Consider the following 19,926-nt stretch of genomic DNA (forward strand, 5'->3'; position numbering starts at 1 on the left):
ATTTCTTAACGGAAGCGAGCGCTCGGGACCCGAAAAGCCAAGGGAATCAGCCGGTTTAATGGTCGTTAACCATTTCCTCAATTTTTCTGCCTCCATTGCGCCGCGTTTTAGGTCAATGGCAGTGCCGCGCACCGATATTCCTGTTTGAAAACGGTGCGATTGTTTACGCGAAATCGATTGTAGGAAGCGAGCCCATGGCGGCACTCAAAATAGCCTTCGAGGCACCGGACATCCCCGCAAGTTCCACTCCCTCCAGCAGGAATCCCATCGACCTTGCGCATCTCTACAGACAGACCATGGGGGACACGGCGCTCGAGATCGAGGTTCTGAAGCTCTTTGCGCGTCAGGCACGCCAGGCGATGGCCGAGATGGCGGAACGTGACGCAGAGGCCTGCAGCCAGGAGGCCCACCGTCTGAAGGGGGCGGCTCTCGCGGTCGGTGCGGTCGCGGTCGCCGAGGCTGCAGCCGCCATCGAGAAATGTCCCGCCGATGCTGCTCTGCGGAGCGCTCTCGGCGCTGCCGTTCTCGAGGCTGAGCTCTTCGTTTTGAAACTCTGCCGTTGACCTGAAGCGCGCCCTTATCGCGCGCAAGAGCGGGGTGAGGAAAGCGGGCGCGGTTTTCCGCCCGCATCCCGCTCTAACTTTTTGGGGCCGGTCACGCTCATGTCAGTCGACCCAGACCTAAAGACATCAACGTGATCTGGCTGCAGCTTGTCGTTATTGTGCATGTCGTTGTCCCAAAACCGCTGCGCACTTTTGGGCGGGATGGCTTAAAACCTATCATCAAACGCGATCTGCCCGACCGCCGCGGCAATTTGAGGCTGTGCGGACCGGCCGCATCGTGTTGACTGGCCGGTTGATTTGTTGGAAGAACGTGCCCTGAATTCAAAGCCGGGGCACCGCCTAGTCCTGACAAGCCCTGTGCCAGCCGGCCGGCCCCTCAATTCGTTCCGGAAAGAAAAATGACAAAACTTACGATCGTAGCCTTTGACGGCGCGCGCCACGAACTCGATGTCGAGAACGGCTCCACGGTCATGGAGAATGCGGTTCGCAATTCGGTCCCCGGGATCGAGGCGGAGTGCGGCGGGGCCTGTGCCTGCGCCACCTGTCATGTCTATGTCGACGAGGCCTGGGCGGCGCAGGTCGGCACGCCGGAAGCGATGGAAGAGGATATGCTGGACTTCGCCTACGACGTGCGTCCGACCTCGCGTCTCTCCTGTCAGATCAAGATGAGCGAAGCTCTGGACGGGCTTGTCGTTCATGTCCCCGAGCGCCAGGCCTGATCGGCTCGAAGGGCCGTCGTTGCAAAAAAAAGCCTCGCCGGTCATTCGACAAGCGAGGCTAGGAGGGCGCATCGCATGCAGATGAGGGAGGGAACATCTGCCGCACCAGGACACGCCAGGAGAACCTGTGCTGCCTCATCGTCCGGACAATGCTGCAATAGCCGAAGACGACGAAGCCAAACTCACGCCGGTTGCCACTAAAACGCGAGATCTCGGTATTGATCCGCAATCCAATGTCAACTTCATCGAGCAGTTGAACTTCGGTTCCTCCGCTCGTTGCATGATTCTAATATAGCTGAGTCGGCTGCGCCCCGCTATCGCTAGATTCCGCCAGTAAAATACTGTGGGTTCCCGGCGTTTTCTTCTGGAGCGGAAACTATATCCCACCGTTTCTTTGGGGTATTCCGATCGAAAGCGCAGCCACGGTCCCGCGTTTCGCGCGGCGGCGATGCACGGCCTGCCTCACGCCATCAGCGGGCCTTGGCGTTCTTCTTCAGGCTTTCGAGGCGGTATTGCAGCAACCGGATCATCCGCCGGTCGAAATTCGCCGCCTCGGTGCGATCGAAGCGCGCCTGGTCCTTGTCGTGCCGCTCGACTTCTTCGGCGCTCACTTCCGCTACCCGGGCCTGCATGCGCTCGCAACTGTCCTCGGCTTTCAGTGAAAGCAGTGCCTTTTCCATCTGGCGCGCGTGAATGCGCGCGATCTCCGCATGGCGTTCCTCGTGGCGCTTGATGTCGCTCGCCAGCGTGTCCCAGACCAGGCCGAGATCTCGGCCCGCCTGTCGACGATACTTCCAGCGTGGCAGAATGATGCGCGTGTTGAGCGTGACTTTGGCCGAGCCCACCGCGCAGCGGTCGTCACGACTGACATAGGTGACCGTGCCGCCAAACTTGATCCGGGTGGCGCCCGGATGCCGCGTCCCGGTGCTCTTCATCATAGGGCCGGACGCCGAAAGCGCCTTGTCGAGTTCTGCGGCCGTGCGCCCGCCGATCGAGAAGTAGGAGATTCTCTTGCTGATCAGTGTCTCGCCCGAGGCATTGCCGAACGGGACTCCGACGAGCAATGCGACCAGGGCTGCACGCAGCGGGATATGGAGTCGGGGCATGGAAGGGTGTTCTCGCCGGTTGAACTTCATTGAAGCTTGGGGCATAGCCAAAGCCAGCGCAACACAAATCGGCCCCAACCGACGTCGACAAGCTTGCAAGGTGTGTGAGGAAGGCGTCATAACATGTTGCTTTCGAAGATATATTTGCACCATGACGGGCGGTGAATTCAAACCGTTCAGCTGCGGACCGGAACAATGACATACGATCCATTTCAGCCCTGTCGCTGGCAATTGGCGCATGGACGCGATCTCGAACTGGGCCCGCGTGGCGTTTTGATGGCGATCATCAATGTTACACCGGATTCATTTTCCGACGGCGGGCGCTTCGCTGATCCCGACGCCGCTGTCAGAGCTGCGCTGCGCGCATTGGAGGCGGGTGCGGAAATCCTGGATATCGGCGGCGAATCCACGCGACCCGACGCCAAACCGGTCAGCGCCGACGACGAGCAGGCCCGCGTTCTGCCCGTTATCGCCGCGATCACGCGGCAGTCCCGGGCCGTCATTTCGGTCGATACCTACCGCGCGGAAACCGCGCGTTTGGCGGTTCACGCCGGCGCCCACATCGTCAACGACGTGCACGGGTTGCAACGCGAGCCGGCGATCGCGGCCGTGGCGGCCGAGACGGGGGCGGGGCTCTGCATCATGCATACCGGACGCGATCGGGAGAAACTGAGCGATGTGATCGAGGATCAGTTCCATTTCCTGGAACGGTCTCTGCAGATCGCCGCCGACGCCGGCGTGGCGCGGGAACGGGTCGTGCTCGATCCGGGCTTTGGATTCGCGAAGGACACGAACGAGAACCTCGAACTGATGGCGCGCTTCAGGGCGTTGCATGGGTTTCGACGGCCGCTTCTTGTCGGAACTTCGCGCAAGCGCTTCGTCGGTGCGGTGACGGGCCGAGAGGCGGAAGACCGCGACGTCGGTACCGCCGCGACGACGGCGCTCCTCAGAACTGCCGGCGCTGCGATTTTTCGGGTACACGATGTCGCAATCAACAGGGATGCGTTAGCGGTGGCCGATGCTATGCTGGCCGCAAAGATCAGCTGACGGGACATGAAGCCATGACTGCGACCTACACGATCACACTGAAGAACTGCGCGTTCTTTGCCCGCCATGGCGTGCTCGACGAAGAGGAGTTTCTCGGGCAGCGTTTCTTCGTCGATGCGGAACTGGTCGTCGACCAGGGGACCGCGCTTGCCGAGGACTGCATCGACGACACCGTGCATTACGGCATCGCCTTCGCCGAGATCGAGAGGATCGTCACTGGACGCCGGCGTTATCTCATCGAAGCGCTGGCGCTTGAGGTCGCCAAGACGCTTTGCGCCCGTTTTCGCCAGATTCGCCGGGCGAAGGTCTCCATCCGCAAGCCGAACGCGCCGGTTCCGGGCATCCTGGACTACGTGGAAGTCACGGTCGAGCATGTCGCCGAATAGGAGCTGGCGGCACGCGATCCTCGGTCTCGGCGGCAATCTCGGCGATCCGCGCCGGTCGATGGCGGAAGCCCTGCGGGCGCTCGACGCGCGGCCGGATTGCCGGATCGTCGCGGTTTCGCGGCTCTACCGCACGCCGCCATGGGGCAAGACGGATCAGGATTGGTTCTTCAACGCCTGTGCGGAAGTCGAAACGACGCTGGATCCAGAGGCATTGCTTGCGGCCTGTCTCGAGATCGAACGGACCATGAAGCGCGTGAGAATGGAGCGCTGGGGTCCCCGCACCATCGACATCGATCTCCTGACCTTCGGTGACCTCAACAGGGCGAGCGCGACGCTCACGCTGCCTCATCCGCGCATGACCGAACGCGGCTTCGTGCTGAAGCCGCTCGCCGACTTTGCGGCAGACCTTGCCGTCGAAGGACGGACAGTCAGAGAATGGCTGGGCCGGGCGGATGTGAAGGGCATCGAAGTGGCCGACGAAAACGTCGAATGGTGGCGCGCGGAGCAATAAGCGCAGAAGCCGTGCTCGTACAGGTCTGACGGGAAGGGTGGTTACTCGATCGAACCGACGGCGATATCGTCCATTTGCCGGTTGAGGCTCACACCGATGACCGGAACCATGGTGTCCTCGACCTTCACCGAGATCGTGATGTTCATTGTTTCTTCGCCGTGCAGGCGCGCGATCATCGCGCCATTGAGCTTTTTGCGGTTGATCCCGACGACCACCTTGTCCTTGGCAACGCTGCCGGACACGACGTCGAGACCCTTGCCCTCGGCACCGTCCAGGAACTTTCCGGTGTAACTGTTGCCCTTCCGGACGATCGTCGCCGACATCGGCTGCTTGAATACCCCGACGCGGCAGAAACCGTCCAGTTTCAGGCCGGCTTCGGTGCCGGGTGCCGCTTCACCGGTAAGATCGCAGGTAAACTTCGTGCCCTTGTACTTGCCGGCAACGATTTCGCCCGGGCCTTTCCATTGCCCGGCAATCCTGTCGAAGAACGCCTTGTCGCGGGCGCCGGAGAACGCGGGTGTCGCAAGGCCCGCGGCGGCGACAAGCGCGATAACGGCAATGCCGCGAACAATCGGAGAAGGGCGCGAGAGCATGAGCAGTCCTTGATGGATCAAGCTGGAAACTGACGTCTACATTGCCGTGAAAATGGTTAACGGATGGTTTCAGCCTGGCTTCTGGACCGCCTTATCTTGCGTAGAGGGCAGGGCGCGCCGGCGATGGATCGACGATCAGCCGGCTGCGTCCTCGGACCGTGCGGCGCCGGGCGCCAGGTCGCCCAGAAAGTCGCCGATGCTGGGGCGCTTGAGCGCGCGAAACGGCATCGGCCTGCAGAGATCCATCGCCGCGATCCCTATGCGCGCCGTCATCAGCCCGTTGATCACGCCCTCGCCGAGGCGGGCGGACAGCTTGGATGCCAGGCCGTGTCCGAGGATCTGCTGGATGAGGCTGTCGCCGACGGCGATCGAGCCGGTGACGGCGAGATGCGCGATGACGTCGCGCATCAGGCGCAGCAGGCCGAGCGTGCCCGGGCGGCTGCCGTAGAGTTCGGCCATGGCACGGATCAACCGCGCGGATTCGTAGATCACGTAGCCGAGGTCCACGAGCGCGCGCGGACTGACGGCAGTCACGATCGACACCCGCTTCGCGGCGCCAAGAATGATCCGCCGCGCCTCGCGGTCTAGCGGCGCCAGCAATTCACGCTCCGTCAGTTCGATGAGATGGGGTGCATCGATGATATCGCCCTCGGTCTCCGTCAGGCGGGCACGGCCCTTGGCCGTCCGGGGATTGCCGGCGAGCAGGTGAACGAGCCTCGCGGTCGCAGCACGTGCGGCTTGCGTCTTTCCGGCTGCGGCGGCCGCGGCCAGATCGGCTTTCAGCGTCTGGACAGCGGTCAGTTGCATCATGCCGAAGACTTCGCGCGCGACCACGATCAGGAAAGCGACGACGCCGATCGCCACGACTGCGACGGCCCCGTAGCCAAGCCAGTCGGCGCGCGAAAAGAGGTCGCGCACGAGCCGGTCGATCCAAAGCCCGACCGCGAGCGAAATGAGGATGCCGAAAGCCCCCCCGGCGATCTTGCCGAAGGAGAGCCGGCGCCGCTGCGGCTTTGCTTCCGGCAGGTTGAGCGATTCGATCGCCGCGGTGGTCCCGATGAACGGGTCCTCGGCATCGGGCGTCATGACGACCTTTTCGCTGAAACTCCCCGGTGAGCGCCGCGGCGTCTGTACCATCTGGCGTTTGGTGGCCTCCTCGGCCTCGACGGAAAAGGCGGCCGGCCTGCGTCGACGGTCGTTGAAGTCATCACTCATGCGAGGCGATCTCCGAGTAGGAACTGCATGGCCCTGTCGAGCCGGATATGCGGCACGGAGAGTTTCAGGCCGCCGCGCGTCTCCTCGAGATGCGGCGGCCGGAAGCGGACGAAATTCAGTTCCGGCATTGCCTGCTCCGGGGCGGAGGCAGATAGGGCCGATGCGGAGACGCGGTCGACGGCTTCAAAAAGGAGTTCAGGATCTTCCGGCAAGTCTCCAGGAAATATCGCTGTTTTCTTTTCGCCGTCGAATATCTCGCCATTGATCTTCTCACCGGCGATCGGCGTTCCGACGATCACGGGCAAACGATGGCCATCGTGGTCTACGGTGGCCTCCCGCGTTGCTCTGACAGATGCGAGCGCCATGACCTCAAGGCCCGCCCCGCTCATTCCTATCCGCTCGGTCGCCCGGCTGACGAGGCGAGCCGTGATGCGCTCCAGCCGGTCGTGACTTTCATGGTGCAGGTGATCGGCCTTGGTGGCGGCGATCAGTACGCGGTCGATCTTGCGCGTGACGAACGAAGTCAGCCAGGAGTTGACGCCGGGCCGGAAGCAGGCAAGCACGTCTGCCAGAGCCTGTTCCAGGTCCTTCAGCGCCTCCGTGCCGCGGTTGACCGCCTGGAGCGCGTCGACAAGCACGATCTGCCGGTCGAGGCGGGCAAAATGTTCGCGGAAGAACGGTTTTACCACATGCGTCTTGTAGGCTTCGTAGCGTCGCTCCATCATTGCCCAGAGCGAACCCTTTGGGGCGCGGCCCGCAGGCAGGTCGGGGAGCGGCGAGAAGGTAAGCGCCGGCGACCCTTCGAGGTCGCCCGGCATCAGGAAGCGGCCAGGCGGCAGGGTGGAGAGGGACCGGTCGTCGTCCTTGCAGGCCTTGAGATAGGCGGTGAAACTCTCGGCAAGCCGGCGAGCGCTGCCTTCGTCGGCCGGCGCCGAGGCTCCGAGCGCGACGGCAAGTCCCAACCATTCGCTCGACAGGTCGGCGCGCATGCCGGTGCGTGCGCGTTGAACCGTTGCGTCGCTGAACTGCCGGAAGTCCTGGCCGAGCAGCGGCAGATCGAGCAGCCATTCGCCGGGATAATCGACGATGTCGATCGACAGCCGCCCGGGAGAGAACAGACGGTTCCAGCCGCTGGCGCTTTCGTAATCGAGGGTGATCCGCAGCTGCGATATGGCCCTGGTCGAATCCGGCCAGGACCGATCCCGGACCAGGGCCGCAATGTGATCCTCATATTGAAAGCGCGGCACCGCGTCGTCGGGCTGCGGCTCGAGCCTGATTTTGGACACACGGCCCGACCGGACCGGTTCGAAAACCGGCAGCCTCCCTCCGTTCAGCAGGTTGTGGACGAGCGAAGAGATGAAAACGGTCTTGCCGGCCCGCGAAAGGCCGGTGACGCCGAGCCTGACGGACGGGGTGACGAGACCCGCGGCACGGTCGGCGAGATTGTCCAGGGCGATCAGCGCGTCGTCTTTGAAACTGGTGAGAATGGGCGCCAAATTGTTTCGTCCCTTCGGGAATGATGAGCGGTACGTTTGATTTGCCGATATCCCAACCGGGTCGCGGGCATCCGCGTAGCGTCTGGAGCGATATAGGAAATGTTTCCGTCAGCGCAACAAGGCGAAGCGAATTCGCCGTTTCCGCGGGCGGAAGCGGCGGGTAGCGGCTCATCCTTTCTCCGCTTCTTCAAGGGCGGGAACGAGGAACTTCGAAAGTGTCGCTGTCCATGCCGTTCCGGCTATCGGCCGCGCCGCAAAATCGATCACTGCCATTCCGGCCGGCGGATATCCGTCAGCGAGTGCCGCTGCCGCCCGTTCTTCGCCCAGAATTCGTCGAAAGAGCTCCTCTATCATCGGATTGTGCCCGATAATCATCAGCGAGGGTCGGCTCGCATGCGCCTCGACAAGGTCGGCATAGACGGTCGTGGGACCGGTATAGAGTGGGTCGAGGTACCGAATGTCGATATCTTCGCCAAATGCGCGGTATAGCGGTTCGGCCGTCTGCCGGCAGCGGACGGCCGTCGAACAAAGGATCAGGTCCGGCCTGATGCGATGGTCGGCTGCGGACTGTGCCGTGAGTTCGGCCTCCGCAAAGCCGACATCGTCGAGCGCGCGATCGAAGTCGCTCTGGCCGGGCAGAGCCCAGCCCGATCGGGCGTGGCGAAGAAGCAGAAGCTGGAAGGCCGGGACGACGCTGTCTTGCATGTATTCACCCGGTGTTGGAAATCCCCAGGATGAAGGCGTCCGTGGTGCCGACGGCTCGAAACGCCTCGCGGATGCTCCGTTGTCCCGCCGGTCGGCGTAAAGATCAAGCCGCGTTTCGCGGTTTTTTGATCCGGCGCACCCATTGAACCGATGCGGGTTGCGCACCAAATGTCGCAATCCGAAATGCCGCCGTCCTCGCCCGTGGAACGTCAAGCGGCCGGTGCCGTCGGCGGTGAGCGGTATTTCGGCGTTTCAAGACTTTGCGTGTAATTGTGATGAAATATTAGCCGGTTAGCCTGCGATGCGGGCAGTGTTAAAATGCAGTTAAGCACTGATTACAAGGCTTGAATCAGAGCTTCCATAGGTCTATACACCGCCGCAATGAGATGTTCTTCAGGAGAATCGCGTTGAGTGAGAAGATCGATCTTAGTACCTATGTCCTGTCGGAGGACGAGGATTTTATGAATGCGAACCACCGGGCATACTTTCGTGCGAAGCTGAATGCCTGGAGAAACGACATCCTTCGCGAGGCCCGCGAGACACTGGATCACCTGGCGGAGGAGAGCGCCAATCATCCTGATCTTGCGGACCGCGCCTCGTCCGAAACGGACCGGGCGATCGAGTTGCGCGCTCGGGACCGTCAGCGGAAGTTGATTGCCAAGATCGATGCCGCGCTGCAGCGGCTCGATGAAGGCACCTACGGCTACTGCGAGGAAACCGGGGAGCCGATCGGACTGAAGCGCCTGGACGCCCGGCCGATCGCAACTCTCTCGATCGAGGCGCAGGAACGCCACGAGCGTCGCGAGAAGGTCTACCGGGACGAATAAGTCCCGGGACACCGTTGGGACTATCGAAAACGGCGCGGTTCGACCGCGCCGTTTTCATTTGTGCACCGATGCGTTGTTTCGCGACGTGCGACTTACAATTTGCGGCTCACGGAGATATCGGCGAGCATCCTTTCCATTTCTTCTTCGATCGTCGGCTCCTTGCGGGTCTCCTGCGAAGGCGATCCGAGTACCGGTTCCTGGCGACCGGCGGGCCTGATCTCCGGACGCGGCGGCCCTGAAGGTGAGAAGCGCTGGAGATCGCCGCTGATTTCCGCATCGAGCATGCGCTCGAATTCCGCGGCCGCTTCCGGCGCTGCGGGCCGAGGCGGGAGAGAGCGGCCCGGCATGCCCTTTACCGGCTCGAGCGCCGTAAGCGGGACGGGGCGCTCTTCGCGAGCAGCGGGCTCCACCGGAAGCGAGCGGTCACGCACCGCGCTGAAATCGGTGTGCGACGGCTCGATGGCTGATACCGGCGGAATGTGAGGCGCAGGTAAAGGCCTGGAGACCTGCTGCGGCTGCGGCGAGCCGAGTGCGGGGCCTTGCTGATCCGGGACCACCCGCACCGGAGGCTCTGGGCGCGCGGCGACCCGCGGCGGCTCGCTCGGGCGCGCCGGTTGCCGAACGGGGTCGGCGGCAGCTTCCGTCGGGAGAGGGCGTTCGGGCGGGACAGGGGAAGGAACCGGCTGAGGCCGGGTTTCCGCAATCGGAGCGCGGGTCGTCTTTTCTTCCGGCTGCGCCTGAAGTGCGGCCGGAACCGGATCTTCTCCCTCGGGCGCGATGCGGCTTTCGATCACGATGTCCGTCGGGCCGCCAATCATGATCAGGTGCTCGACGTCGTCGCGGCGGACGAGCACCAGGCGCCGACGCGTGTCGACAGCGGCGGCATCGAGCACCGCAAGCCGCGGCTGCCTGTTCTTGCCGCCGCGGACGAAGGGAGAGGAGGGCTTGTTGCGCATGAGCCGAAGCACGGCGACGAGGCACAAGAGACCGATGGCGACCGCTCCGGCGGCGATCATGAACCGGCTGGCGTTGTCCCCGAGGATTGTTTCCAACATAGGCTGAACTCCTTACTGCCGCTTCGCATGTCAATATTTGACGGCTTTTTTCGGGCTTGGACAAGCTTCGGCCCGACATTCCCTGTGAATTGACCGCAGCGCTTCCGCAGAGACGCTTTTTGCTGTTATCTCTGATTGTTAAAGATGATTCCAGGTCGATGCGCGAAAGCGCGGAGGGCGGCCATCGATTCGCGACGATGCCTTCGGACCCGGCCACCGCATGATTCCTCAAGCCGGAAACGGATTGGGGATAAGTCATGCGGCAATTCAAAGTATTGCAGCGGCCCTTGTGCATCCACGGGGATGTACGGCACTGCAAGCGCTCGGATCGCGTTCGATGCGACCCGGCAGCAGGTGAGGACCCGATGACGAAATTGCGGCAGGCAGGTGACTACCAGATGCCGGTCGTTGACCGGGGCGTTCGTCCGGGAACCATCCTCAGGATCATCCTGCTTGCGATCGTCCTCACCGCGTCGGCTGCCGCTTTCGTCGTCTTCAAGGACCAGCTCGAAAACGAGATCGTGCTCGGCATTCTCGGCGTGCTGGCCATGGTGGGCATATTCTTCCTCGTTTCTTCCGTCATCGGTTTTATCGAAGTGATGCCGCAATCGCGGCCGGACGAACTGGCGCGCGCCTTCCTCGACGCGCATGAAGACGGGACGATCGTGACCGACCGCAAGGGGCGCATCATCTATGCCAACGCAGCCTATGGTGCCCTGACGGGCACCAAGAGTGCGGCAGGCATCCAGTCGCTCGAAACGATCCTGTCGCGCAACCGCGAGGCCACCGAAGCGATCTATCGCCTGACCAACGGTCTGCATGAGGGCAAGCAGGGACACGAGGAGTTCCGGCTGCTGAAACCTCTGGCAAACGGCAAGGTGGCCGGTTCCGGCGCCCATTGGTATCGGCTGAAGGCGCGGGTATTGCCGCTCGAGGATGCCGACAGCAATCCGCTCTACTTGTGGCAGATCGCGGATATTACCGCGGAGCGCGACGAGCAGGAGCGCTTCTTCAAGGAACTGCAGAACGCGATCGACTATCTCGACCACGCACCTGCGGGCTTCTTATCCGCCGGGCGCAAGGGCGAGATCTTCTATATCAACGCGACGCTCGCCGATTGGCTCGGAATAGACCTGACCAAGTTCCAGCCCGGCTCCGTCAGCATTGCCGATCTCGTCGCGGGCGAGGGGCTGGCGCTGGTACAATCGGTACAGGCGGAGCCCGGTCTCAAGAAAACCAAGATCCTGGACCTCGATCTCAGAAAGACCAACGGCCAGAGCCTGCCGGTACGCCTGATTCATCGCGTTTCCTCGGCACGGGACGGTGCGCCCGGCGAAAGCCGGACGATCGTGATGTCCCGGGAAGGCGACGACGGCGATCAGTCGGCGTCGAATGCCGCGATGCGGTTCACCCGCTTCTTCAACAACACGCCCATGGCGATCGCCTCGGTGGATGGAGACGGCCGCATTCTCCGAACCAACGCTCCGTTCATGAAGCTCTTCGCCGGGCTCGTTTCGCAGGACGAGGTCGAGCGCGGGGCCCTGATCGACGCTGTGGTGCACCAATCCGAGAGAGGCCGTCTGCAGGAGTCGCTGGCTGCCGCGAAGGATCGCCAGAGCGATATTGCCCCGATCGACGCGCTTCATCCCAAGGATGAGGGGCGTCACTTCCGCTTCTATGTCAATGCCGTCATCGACCAGAGCGATCAGGCGCCCGAGGAGGCTGCGATCATCTATGCCTTGGAGATCACCGAGCAGAAGGCGCTCGAAAACCAGATGGCGCAGACGCAGAAGATGAATGCCGTGGGAACGCTCGCCGGCGGCATCGCCCATGACTTCAACAACGTCCTGACGGCCATCCTGCTTTCCGCCGACCATCTGCTGCTATCGGCGCGGCCGGCGGATGCGACCTTCGCGGACCTCATGGAGATCAAGCGTAACGCCAACCGGGCAGCCGTGCTTGTGCGGCAGTTGCTCGCCTTCTCGCGCAAGCAGACGATGCGTCCGACGGTGCTCAATCTCACCGACGTCATCGGCGATCTCAGGATGCTCGTCGACCGCATGACCGGCACCAACGTCAAGGTGGAGGTCGACTACGGCCGCGATCTCTGGCCGGTGAAGACCGACCTCGGCCAGTTCGAACAGGTGCTCCTGAACCTCGCCGTCAATGCCCGCGACGCCATGCCTGCAGGCGGGATCATCACGCTCAGGACGCGCAATCTCCCGGCGAGCGAAGTGTCGGCGCTTGGACGGCGCGAACTGCCCGAGGAAGACTTCGTCATGGTCGAGGTGTCCGACCAGGGCACCGGCATTCCGCCGGAAATCATGGACAAGATCTTCGAACCCTTCTTCACCACGAAGGATGTCGGCAAGGGCACCGGGCTCGGACTGTCGATGGTTTACGGCATCGTGAAGCAGTCCGGCGGCTATATCTATCCCGAGTCGGAGATCGGCAGCGGTACGACCTTCCGCATCCTGCTGCCGCGGCATGTCGACGTGCCCGAAATCCAGGATGAGGACGCGTCCGCAGCGCAATCCGCGGCGCCGGCGAGGAGCGAACCGGTTGCGGTGCCGATGCCTCGGGCCGAGCCTGCCGACCTGACCGGGGATTCGGCGGTCGTGCTGCTCGTCGAGGACGAGGAAGCGGTCCGGCGCGGCGGCAAGCGCATGCTGGAGACGCGCGGCTATACGGTTCACGAAGCGGGATCGGGTATCGAAGCGCTGGAGATCATGGACGAACTCGAAGGCGCCGTCGATATCGTCGTCTCCGACGTCGTGATGCCGGAGATGGACGGGCCGACGCTGCTGCGCGAGCTGCGCAAGACATATCCGGACCTGAAATTCATTTTCGTATCCGGCTATGCCGAAGATGCTTTTGCGCGAAATCTGCCGGCCGACGCGAAGTTCGGCTTCCTGCCGAAGCCCTTCTCTCTGAAGCAACTCGCGGTCGCCGTGCGCGAGATGCTCGACAGCTGACGAGGTTTCTCCTCCGAACCTGTGCTCTTCGCCGTTTGCCGGCATCTTCCGCATTTCGAGGGAGAAGGGCAAACGGCGGCGCGCCAGATCCCCTTCGCCTTTTTATTCCGTTTCTGCGGTTACTTCGCAGCGAGTGCGACAGCGATCCCGGCGGCAAGGCGCGCATTGTTCTCGACCAGCGCGATATTGGTTTCCAGGCTGCGCCCGTCCGTCAAACGGAAGAGGTTGTCGAGCAGATACGGTGTGACCGCCTTGCCGGAAATGCCCTCGCTCGCCGCATTGTCGAGTGCGCGGGTGATATAGATCTCCATCTCCTCGCGCGGGATTTCGCTTTGTTCCGGCACCGGATTGGCGACAAGCATTCCGCCGTCGATCCCGAGCAACTCGCGCGTCCGCTGGAAACTGGCGATTGCCGCCGGACTGTTCAGCATCAGCGGGCTCTTGAGGCCGGATTCACGCGACCAGAAGGCCGGGAAGTTCTCGCTGTCATAGGTCACGACAGGGACACCGCGGGTTTCGAGCACTTCGAGCGTCTTGGGAATGTCCAGAATGGCCTTGGCGCCGGCACAGACGACAATGACGCCGGTACGTGCGAGTTCGTCCAGGTCCGCCGATATGTCGAAGCTCTGCTCCGCTCCGCGGTGAACACCGCCGATACCGCCGGTCGCAAAAACCCGGATGCCCGCGCGGGCAGCGGCGATCATCGTTGCGGCAACGGTCGTGGCGCCGGTGCGGCGTTCGGCGATCGCAAAGGCGAGGTCGGCGCGCGAAAGTTTCATCGCGCCCTGCGTCTTCGACAGCGCCTCCAGTTTGGCATCGTCCAGACCGATATGGAGGACCCCGTGGATTACGGCGATGGTCGCGGGCACGGCACCCTGTTCGCGGATGATCGTCTCGACGCTGCGGGCCATGTCGAGGTTGCCGGGATAGGGCATGCCATGCGTGATGATCGTGGATTCCAGCGCGACGATCGGCGCACCTCGTTGCTTGGCGGCCGCGACTTCATCTGAATATTCCATCGGCAGGGACGGGGAGGAGGGTTTGGTCATGATCGTTTCCTTGATTGATGACATCCGACGGCAAATTGCATCGGGGGTGCCTGATCGATTCCGGTGCCTGGAGCAGAGGGTGCGCAAGAACCGCCCGCATTCCGCGCTACCCGGCTCCCATTCAGCTGCCAATTCTCATGCCAGCATTTCCGCTTCCGGCACAAGGCGCAGCACTTGCTCCAGCTTGTCAGGCAGCATCTCTTCGGAGGCAGCGTAGGGCGAATGCAGCGTTATGACGGCGGCCGCCATGCCCCAGCGCAGGCAGTCGGCAAGATCCGCACCGGCAAGCCGGGCGGAGAGAAAGCCCGAGGCGAGCGCATCGCCGGCGCCGGTGACGTCGGCGAGTGCCGAAAGAGCCGGCGGCGTAGCGAGGCAGGCACCCTTGCGGTCGAAGGCGACCGCGGCCCGGCCTCCGCGCGTCACGACACCGCCGGAAAGACCGGCGGAGCGCAGCAGCAACGGCCATTCCGCGGCGGTTGCGGCCTCGGTTCCGGTCAGCGCGCGCGCCTCCGCCTCGTTCATGAACAGGAAATCGAGCCCATCGAGGCACGCGCGGTAGCGGACCACCTTTGCCGGAGAAACGGCGATGCCGGCACGGAGAGGGCTGAACTTCGCGGCGGTGCCGGCAAGCGCCGTCAACGTCTCCTCCGGCAGATTGGCGTCCATCAGCACGAGTTCGCTCGCCGCTAAAATCTCGCGCGTGGTCCGCTGCTGCAGCCGGCGCGGCGTAAACAAAGCATAGAGGTCCATGTCCGCGAGCGCGATGACGAGGTTGCCGTCTTTTTCGAGGATTGCCGTATAGCTCGGCGTCTTGCGATCGAGAAAGGTGAAAGGGCGATCGATCACACCGGCAGCTTCCGCAGCGGCCGCCACCGTGTCGCCGGCGGGATCGCCGCCCCGCGGGCTGATCATGGTTACGCGATGGCCGAGGCGCGCGAGATTTCTCGCTGCATTGAAGCCGCCGCCCCCGGCTTCCTCGAACCAGGTGCCCGGATTGCTCGCGCCCGGTGTCGTCGCGCCGTTGATCCGGCCGCGCCGGTCGATATGAGCGCCGCCAAAAACGGCTATGTTCTGCGACTTCACCTGTGCTTGCATCTGGTCCTCGATGAAGGGCGGAGAAAAGGTGGCGAAGTCTCTCTTCCGCCGGCATTCCGATCTATCGTTTCGGACTACCTTTTAGGGCTTTGTCCGGCTTTGATCCATCGTGAATCACGAAGCGAATCGGGGCGGCGCGTGAAAGCCGGCATGCGTTGACGCGCAACTTGTGGATACTGTGGACGAAAGGCGTGAACAAGAATCGAACGTAGTGAAATATTCCTAGCATTTTCAATTACTTGACGTGCCGTTGCCAAGTTGGAACAAAACATGTACAAAAAGGCTTGCGGCGGCTTCATTGCCTCGATAGCTCCAATAACCTAAAGGTGGACCAATGGCACAAAATTCTTTGCGGCTCGTAGAGGACAAATCGGTGGACAAAAGCAAGGCACTTGAAGCGGCTCTTTCCCAGATCGAACGTTCGTTCGGTAAGGGATCGATCATGAAGCTCGGAGCGAAGGACAGCGTAGTTGAGATCGAAACCGTCTCCACCGGTTCGCTCGGCCTCGACATCGCGCTCGGCATCGGCGGCCTGCCGAAGGGCCGCATCATCGAGATCTATGGTCCGGAAAGCTCGGGCAAGACCACGCTGGCGCTGCAGACCATTGCCGAGGCACAGAAGAAGGGCGGCATCTGCGGCTTCGTCGATGCCGAACACGCACTCGATCCGGTCTATGCGCGAAAGCTCGGGGTCGATCTCGAAAATCTCCTGATTTCGCAGCCTGATACGGGCGAGCAGGCGCTGGAAATCACCGATACGCTGGTCCGTTCGGGTGCGATCGACATTCTCGTCATCGATTCGGTGGCCGCACTCGTGCCGCGCGCCGAAATCGAGGGCGAGATGGGCGACAGTCTGCCGGGCATGCAGGCGCGCCTCATGAGCCAGGCGCTGCGCAAGCTTACGGCATCGATCTCCAAGTCAAACTGCATGGTGATCTTCATCAACCAGATCCGCATGAAGATCGGCGTGATGTTCGGCTCGCCGGAAACGACGACGGGCGGCAATGCGCTCAAGTTCTACGCCTCGGTGCGCCTCGACATTCGCCGTATCGGCTCGGTCAAGGAGCGCGAGGAAGTCGTCGGCAACCAGACCCGCGTCAAGGTCGTCAAGAACAAGATGGCACCGCCCTTCAAGCAGGTCGAGTTCGACATCATGTATGGCGAAGGCGTTTCGAAGACGGGCGAATTGATCGATCTCGGCGTCAAGGCGGGCATCGTCGAGAAATCGGGCGCCTGGTTCTCCTATAACAGCCAGCGGCTCGGCCAGGGACGGGAAAACGCCAAGCTCTTCCTGCGGGAGAATCCCGAACTGTTGCGCGAAATCGAGACGGCTCTGCGGCAGAATGCCGGTCTCATCGCCGACCGGTTCCTGGAGAATGGCGGGCCGGAAAGCGACGGCGACGAAGCCGCCGATATGTAATCGGCAGCAGCCGTCTCATTGAAGCATGCGAAGCCGGCCGTCGTCACCTGCGGCCGGTTTTTTGCTGCCCGCTGGACAGCATGAAATGCGGACGATAAAAGCCTGTGGTTCCGACGGCTCGGCCGGCGGGAGGCGTGACGTGATTGAACGCGACGCGACTAAGCGCGGGGTTGAAAAGTGCGGCTTGCAGCCTGGAGAGATCGGGCTGCCGCCGGAGTGTACACAGATAGGACGCAAGATGAGCGGCGTGAATGAAATCCGGTCGATGTTCCTCGACTATTTCCGCAAGAACGGTCATGAGGTCGTGCCGTCCAGCCCACTCGTGCCGCGCAACGACCCGACATTGATGTTCACCAATGCGGGCATGGTGCAGTTCAAGAATGTGTTCACCGGCCTCGAGCAGCGACCCTATTCGACCGCGGCGACGGCGCAGAAATGCGTGCGCGCCGGCGGCAAGCATAACGACCTCGACAATGTCGGCTACACCGCCCGGCACCACACCTTTTTCGAGATGCTCGGCAATTTCTCCTTCGGCGACTATTTCAAGGAGCGCGCGATCGAGCTTGCCTGGAACCTGATCACCAAGGAATACGGGCTCGATGCCAAGCGTCTCCTCGTCACGGTGTATCATACCGACGACGAGGCCTTCGGCCTTTGGAAGAAGATCGCCGGCCTGAGCGACGATCGCATCATCCGCATCGCGACGAGCGACAACTTCTGGGCCATGGGAGATACCGGTCCATGCGGCCCGTGCTCGGAAATATTCTACGATCACGGCGATCATATCTGGGGCGGCCCTCCCGGCTCGGCTGAGGAAGACGGCGATCGCTTCATCGAGATCTGGAACCTCGTCTTCATGCAGTACGAGCAGATCACCAAGGAAGAGCGCGTCGACCTGCCGCGGCCCTCGATCGACACGGGCATGGGGCTTGAGCGCGTGGCCGCCGTGCTCCAGGGCCAGCACGACAATTATGACATCGACCTTTTCCGCGCGCTGATCGCGGCCTCCGAAGAGGCGACCGGCGTGAAGGCCGAAGGGGACCGGCGCGCGAGCCATCGCGTCATCGCCGATCATCTGCGTTCCTCGGCGTTCCTGATCGCCGATGGGGTTCTGCCGTCGAACGAGGGCCGCGGTTACGTTCTGCGCAGAATCATGCGCCGCGCCATGCGCCACGCGCAGTTGCTCGGCGCGCGGGATCCGCTGATGTGGAAGCTCCTGCCGGCGCTCGTGGGCCAGATGGGCCGCGCTTATCCGGAACTCGTCCGCGCCGAAGCGCTGATCTCGGAAACGCTGAAGCTGGAGGAAACCCGCTTCCGCAAGACCCTGGAGCGCGGCCTCAACCTTTTGGCGGAGGCTTCGGCCGATCTTTCCGAAGGCGACCAGTTCAACGGCGAGACGGCGTTCAAGCTCTACGACACCTACGGTTTTCCGCTCGACCTCACCCAGGACGCGCTGCGCGCCAAGGGCATCGGCGTCGATACGGACGCATTTACGGCCGCCATGCAACGGCAGAAGGCCGAGGCCCGCGCCAACTGGGCCGGCTCCGGCGAAGCCGCGACCGAGACCATCTGGTTCGAGCTCAGGGATAAGCACGGCGCGACCGACTTCCTCGGCTACGACACCGAGTCGGCCGAAGGGGTCATTCAGGCGATCGTCAGGGATGGTGCCGTCGTCGAGGCGGCCACCAAGGGCGAGAACGTACAGCTGGTTCTGAACCAGACGCCTTTCTACGGCGAATCCGGCGGCCAGGTGGGCGACACCGGCGCCATCACCACCGAGACCGGCAAGCTTACTGTGACCGACACGCAGAAACGGGGCGAAGGGCTCTTCGTCCACTATTGCACCGTGGAGGAAGGCAGCGTGAAGACCGGCGAAGCGGCTGCCCTGACGGTCGACCATGCGCGCCGTGCGCGGCTGCGCGCCAACCATTCCGCGACGCATCTGCTGCACGAGGCGCTGCGCGAGGTCCTCGGTACCCATGTTGCCCAGAAGGGCTCGCTCGTCGCGCCTGAGCGCTTGCGCTTCGACGTCTCGCATCCGAAGCCGATGACGGCGGAGGAGCTGAAGATCGTCGAGGAGATGGCGAACGAGATCATCGTCCAGAACACGCCGGTCGTCACACGGCTGATGAGCGTCGACGATGCGATCGCCGAGGGCGCCATGGCGCTCTTCGGCGAGAAATACGGCGACGAGGTACGGGTCGTGTCCATGGGGCAGGGCCTTCGCGGCTCCAAAGCCGGCAGGCCCTATTCGGTCGAGCTCTGTGGCGGTACGCATGTGTCCGCCACGGGCGATATCGGCCTCGTTCGCGTCGTCTCGGAAAGCGCTGTCGGCGCCGGCGTGCGCCGGGTGGAGGCGCTGACCGGTGAGGCCGCGCGAGCCTATCTCAACGAACAGGATGAGCGGGTCAAGACGTTGGCATCTGCCCTGAAGGTCCAGCCCTCGGATGTCCTCGGGCGCGTCGAGGCGCTGCTCGACGAGCGCCGCAAGCTGGAACGGGAACTTACCGAGGCGAAGAAGAAACTCGCGCTCGCGGGTGACGGTCAGAACGGCTCCGGGGATGCCGCCCGCGAGATCGGCGGCGTCCGGTTCCTCGGCAGGGTGGTATCCGGCGTCGAGCCGAAGGACCTGAAGAGCCTTGCTGACGACGGCAAGAAGACGCTCGGTTCGGGCGTGGTCGCCTTCGTGGGCGTCAGTGGCGACGGCAAGGCGAGCGCCGTGGTGGCGGTGACCGACGACCTCACTTCGAAAGTCAGCGCCGTGGATCTGGTGCGCGTCGCTTCGGCTGCGCTCGGTGGCAAGGGCGGCGGCGGGCGGCCCGACATGGCCCAGGCCGGCGGTCCGGACGGCGGACGTGCAGCGGAGGCGATCGAGGCCGTTGCCGGCGCGCTCGCCGGCTGAGCCCCAGGGCGTGCTGACTTCTGAAGGGCGCTGCGGCGCCCTTTTTCATGGCAGCTGTTCGGTCCGGGTGGTTTCGAGGGCTGCCTCGACCGAGGCGCGCATCAGCACGCGCGGCGACCGCGTCGGGCATAGGCGGGCTTTCCGGATACCGCCACCTTGGCGGCGCCGGACGTAACGGGCGCTCTCAGCCGATCTGAGCCGCAGTTTCCCACAAGTGGATGGAACGGGGCCGGCTCCCACGACAAAAAGAAACCCGGCGCGG

At 63.1% G+C, this 19,926-nt stretch carries 17 protein-coding genes; 9 read left to right on the forward strand and 8 right to left on the reverse strand.

Annotated elements, in window-relative coordinates; all coding sequences use genetic code 11:
• The first annotated feature begins 194 nt into the window (after nt 1-194).
• Nucleotides 195-563: an Hpt domain-containing protein gene (locus AC6CIG_RS07770; protein ID WP_127712551.1), complete on the forward strand. Its 369-nt coding sequence runs from the start codon at nt 195-197 to the stop codon at nt 561-563.
• A 398-nt stretch (nt 564-961) separates the two neighbouring features.
• Nucleotides 962-1,282: a 2Fe-2S iron-sulfur cluster-binding protein gene (locus AC6CIG_RS07775; protein WP_029957011.1), complete on the forward strand. Its 321-nt coding sequence runs from the start codon at nt 962-964 to the stop codon at nt 1,280-1,282.
• A 470-nt stretch (nt 1,283-1,752) separates the two neighbouring features.
• Here AC6CIG_RS07775 and AC6CIG_RS07780 read toward each other — a convergent pair whose 3' ends face one another.
• Nucleotides 1,753-2,388 carry a DUF922 domain-containing Zn-dependent protease gene (locus AC6CIG_RS07780; RefSeq protein ID WP_437407650.1) on the reverse strand — a complete coding sequence of 212 codons (636 nt, stop codon included), beginning with the start codon at nt 2,386-2,388 and terminating at the stop codon, nt 1,753-1,755.
• 195 nt (nt 2,389-2,583) lie between these two features.
• On the opposite strand from AC6CIG_RS07780, the gene folP reads away from it, so the two are divergent.
• The 3 genes from folP to folK are packed head-to-tail and all read left to right on the forward strand — an operon-like array spanning nt 2,584 to nt 4,332.
• Nucleotides 2,584-3,435, forward strand: a complete 852-nt coding sequence (gene folP / locus AC6CIG_RS07785) for a dihydropteroate synthase (RefSeq protein WP_437407651.1) — start codon at nt 2,584-2,586, stop codon at nt 3,433-3,435.
• Between the two features lie 14 nt (nt 3,436-3,449).
• On the forward strand, nt 3,450-3,821 hold the full coding sequence (gene folB, locus AC6CIG_RS07790; protein WP_018095110.1) for a dihydroneopterin aldolase: 372 nt from the start codon (nt 3,450-3,452) through the stop codon (nt 3,819-3,821).
• Nucleotides 3,808-4,332 (forward strand): 2-amino-4-hydroxy-6-hydroxymethyldihydropteridine diphosphokinase, encoded by a 525-nt coding sequence (gene folK, locus AC6CIG_RS07795; protein WP_127712549.1) that lies wholly within the window; start codon nt 3,808-3,810, stop codon nt 4,330-4,332. Before folB ends, folK begins: the two co-directional genes overlap by 14 nt.
• A 41-nt stretch (nt 4,333-4,373) precedes the next feature.
• On the opposite strand, the gene AC6CIG_RS07800 is transcribed toward folK, so the two are convergent.
• The 4 genes from AC6CIG_RS07800 to AC6CIG_RS07815 all read right to left on the reverse strand — a co-directional run bounded on the left by AC6CIG_RS07800 (nt 4,374) and on the right by AC6CIG_RS07815 (nt 8,341).
• Nucleotides 4,374-4,925 carry a hypothetical protein gene (locus AC6CIG_RS07800; protein WP_437407652.1) on the reverse strand — a complete coding sequence of 184 codons (552 nt, stop codon included), beginning with the start codon at nt 4,923-4,925 and terminating at the stop codon, nt 4,374-4,376.
• Between the two features lie 135 nt (nt 4,926-5,060).
• Nucleotides 5,061-6,140: a YcjF family protein gene (locus AC6CIG_RS07805; protein ID WP_437412255.1), complete on the reverse strand. Its 1,080-nt coding sequence runs from the start codon at nt 6,138-6,140 to the stop codon at nt 5,061-5,063.
• A complete protein-coding gene (locus AC6CIG_RS07810) occupies nt 6,137-7,636 on the reverse strand; it encodes a YcjX family GTP-binding protein (RefSeq protein WP_275597840.1) in 1,500 nt (499 codons plus the stop codon). The genes AC6CIG_RS07805 and AC6CIG_RS07810 overlap by 4 nt, the downstream gene beginning before the upstream one ends.
• 168 nt (nt 7,637-7,804) lie before the next feature.
• Nucleotides 7,805-8,341: a SixA phosphatase family protein gene (locus AC6CIG_RS07815; RefSeq protein ID WP_437407654.1), complete on the reverse strand. Its 537-nt coding sequence runs from the start codon at nt 8,339-8,341 to the stop codon at nt 7,805-7,807.
• A 407-nt stretch (nt 8,342-8,748) separates the two neighbouring features.
• On the opposite strand from AC6CIG_RS07815, the gene dksA reads away from it, so the two are divergent.
• Nucleotides 8,749-9,168, forward strand: coding sequence for an RNA polymerase-binding protein DksA (dksA, locus tag AC6CIG_RS07820; RefSeq protein ID WP_003532995.1), 420 nt, complete (start codon nt 8,749-8,751; stop codon nt 9,166-9,168).
• A 92-nt stretch (nt 9,169-9,260) separates the two neighbouring features.
• Here dksA and AC6CIG_RS07825 read toward each other — a convergent pair whose 3' ends face one another.
• Nucleotides 9,261-10,223, reverse strand: coding sequence for a flagellar biosynthetic protein FliO (locus AC6CIG_RS07825; protein ID WP_437407655.1), 963 nt, complete (start codon nt 10,221-10,223; stop codon nt 9,261-9,263).
• 365 nt (nt 10,224-10,588) lie between these two features.
• Between AC6CIG_RS07825 and cckA the strand changes: the two genes are divergently transcribed.
• The gene (cckA, locus tag AC6CIG_RS07830; protein ID WP_437407656.1) at nt 10,589-13,198 is read left to right on the forward strand and encodes a cell cycle histidine kinase CckA; all 2,610 of its coding nucleotides are present in this window, start codon (nt 10,589-10,591) and stop codon (nt 13,196-13,198) included.
• Nucleotides 13,199-13,317: 119 nt separating this feature from the next.
• Here cckA and AC6CIG_RS07835 read toward each other — a convergent pair whose 3' ends face one another.
• Complete coding sequence (locus AC6CIG_RS07835) at nt 13,318-14,247, reverse strand: pseudouridine-5'-phosphate glycosidase (RefSeq protein ID WP_100673131.1); 930 nt, start codon at nt 14,245-14,247, stop codon at nt 13,318-13,320.
• Between the two features lie 135 nt (nt 14,248-14,382).
• Complete coding sequence (locus AC6CIG_RS07840) at nt 14,383-15,342, reverse strand: carbohydrate kinase family protein (protein WP_437407657.1); 960 nt, start codon at nt 15,340-15,342, stop codon at nt 14,383-14,385.
• A 334-nt stretch (nt 15,343-15,676) separates the two neighbouring features.
• On the opposite strand from AC6CIG_RS07840, the gene recA reads away from it, so the two are divergent.
• Nucleotides 15,677-16,762, forward strand: coding sequence for a recombinase RecA (gene recA / locus AC6CIG_RS07845; RefSeq protein ID WP_010969478.1), 1,086 nt, complete (start codon nt 15,677-15,679; stop codon nt 16,760-16,762).
• Nucleotides 16,763-17,000: 238 nt separating this feature from the next.
• The gene (gene alaS, locus AC6CIG_RS07850; RefSeq protein WP_127712543.1) at nt 17,001-19,664 is read left to right on the forward strand and encodes an alanine--tRNA ligase; all 2,664 of its coding nucleotides are present in this window, start codon (nt 17,001-17,003) and stop codon (nt 19,662-19,664) included.
• Nucleotides 19,665-19,926: the final 262 nt, after the last annotated feature.

It is taken from the genome of Sinorhizobium sp. GQ132, assembly GCF_059758575.1.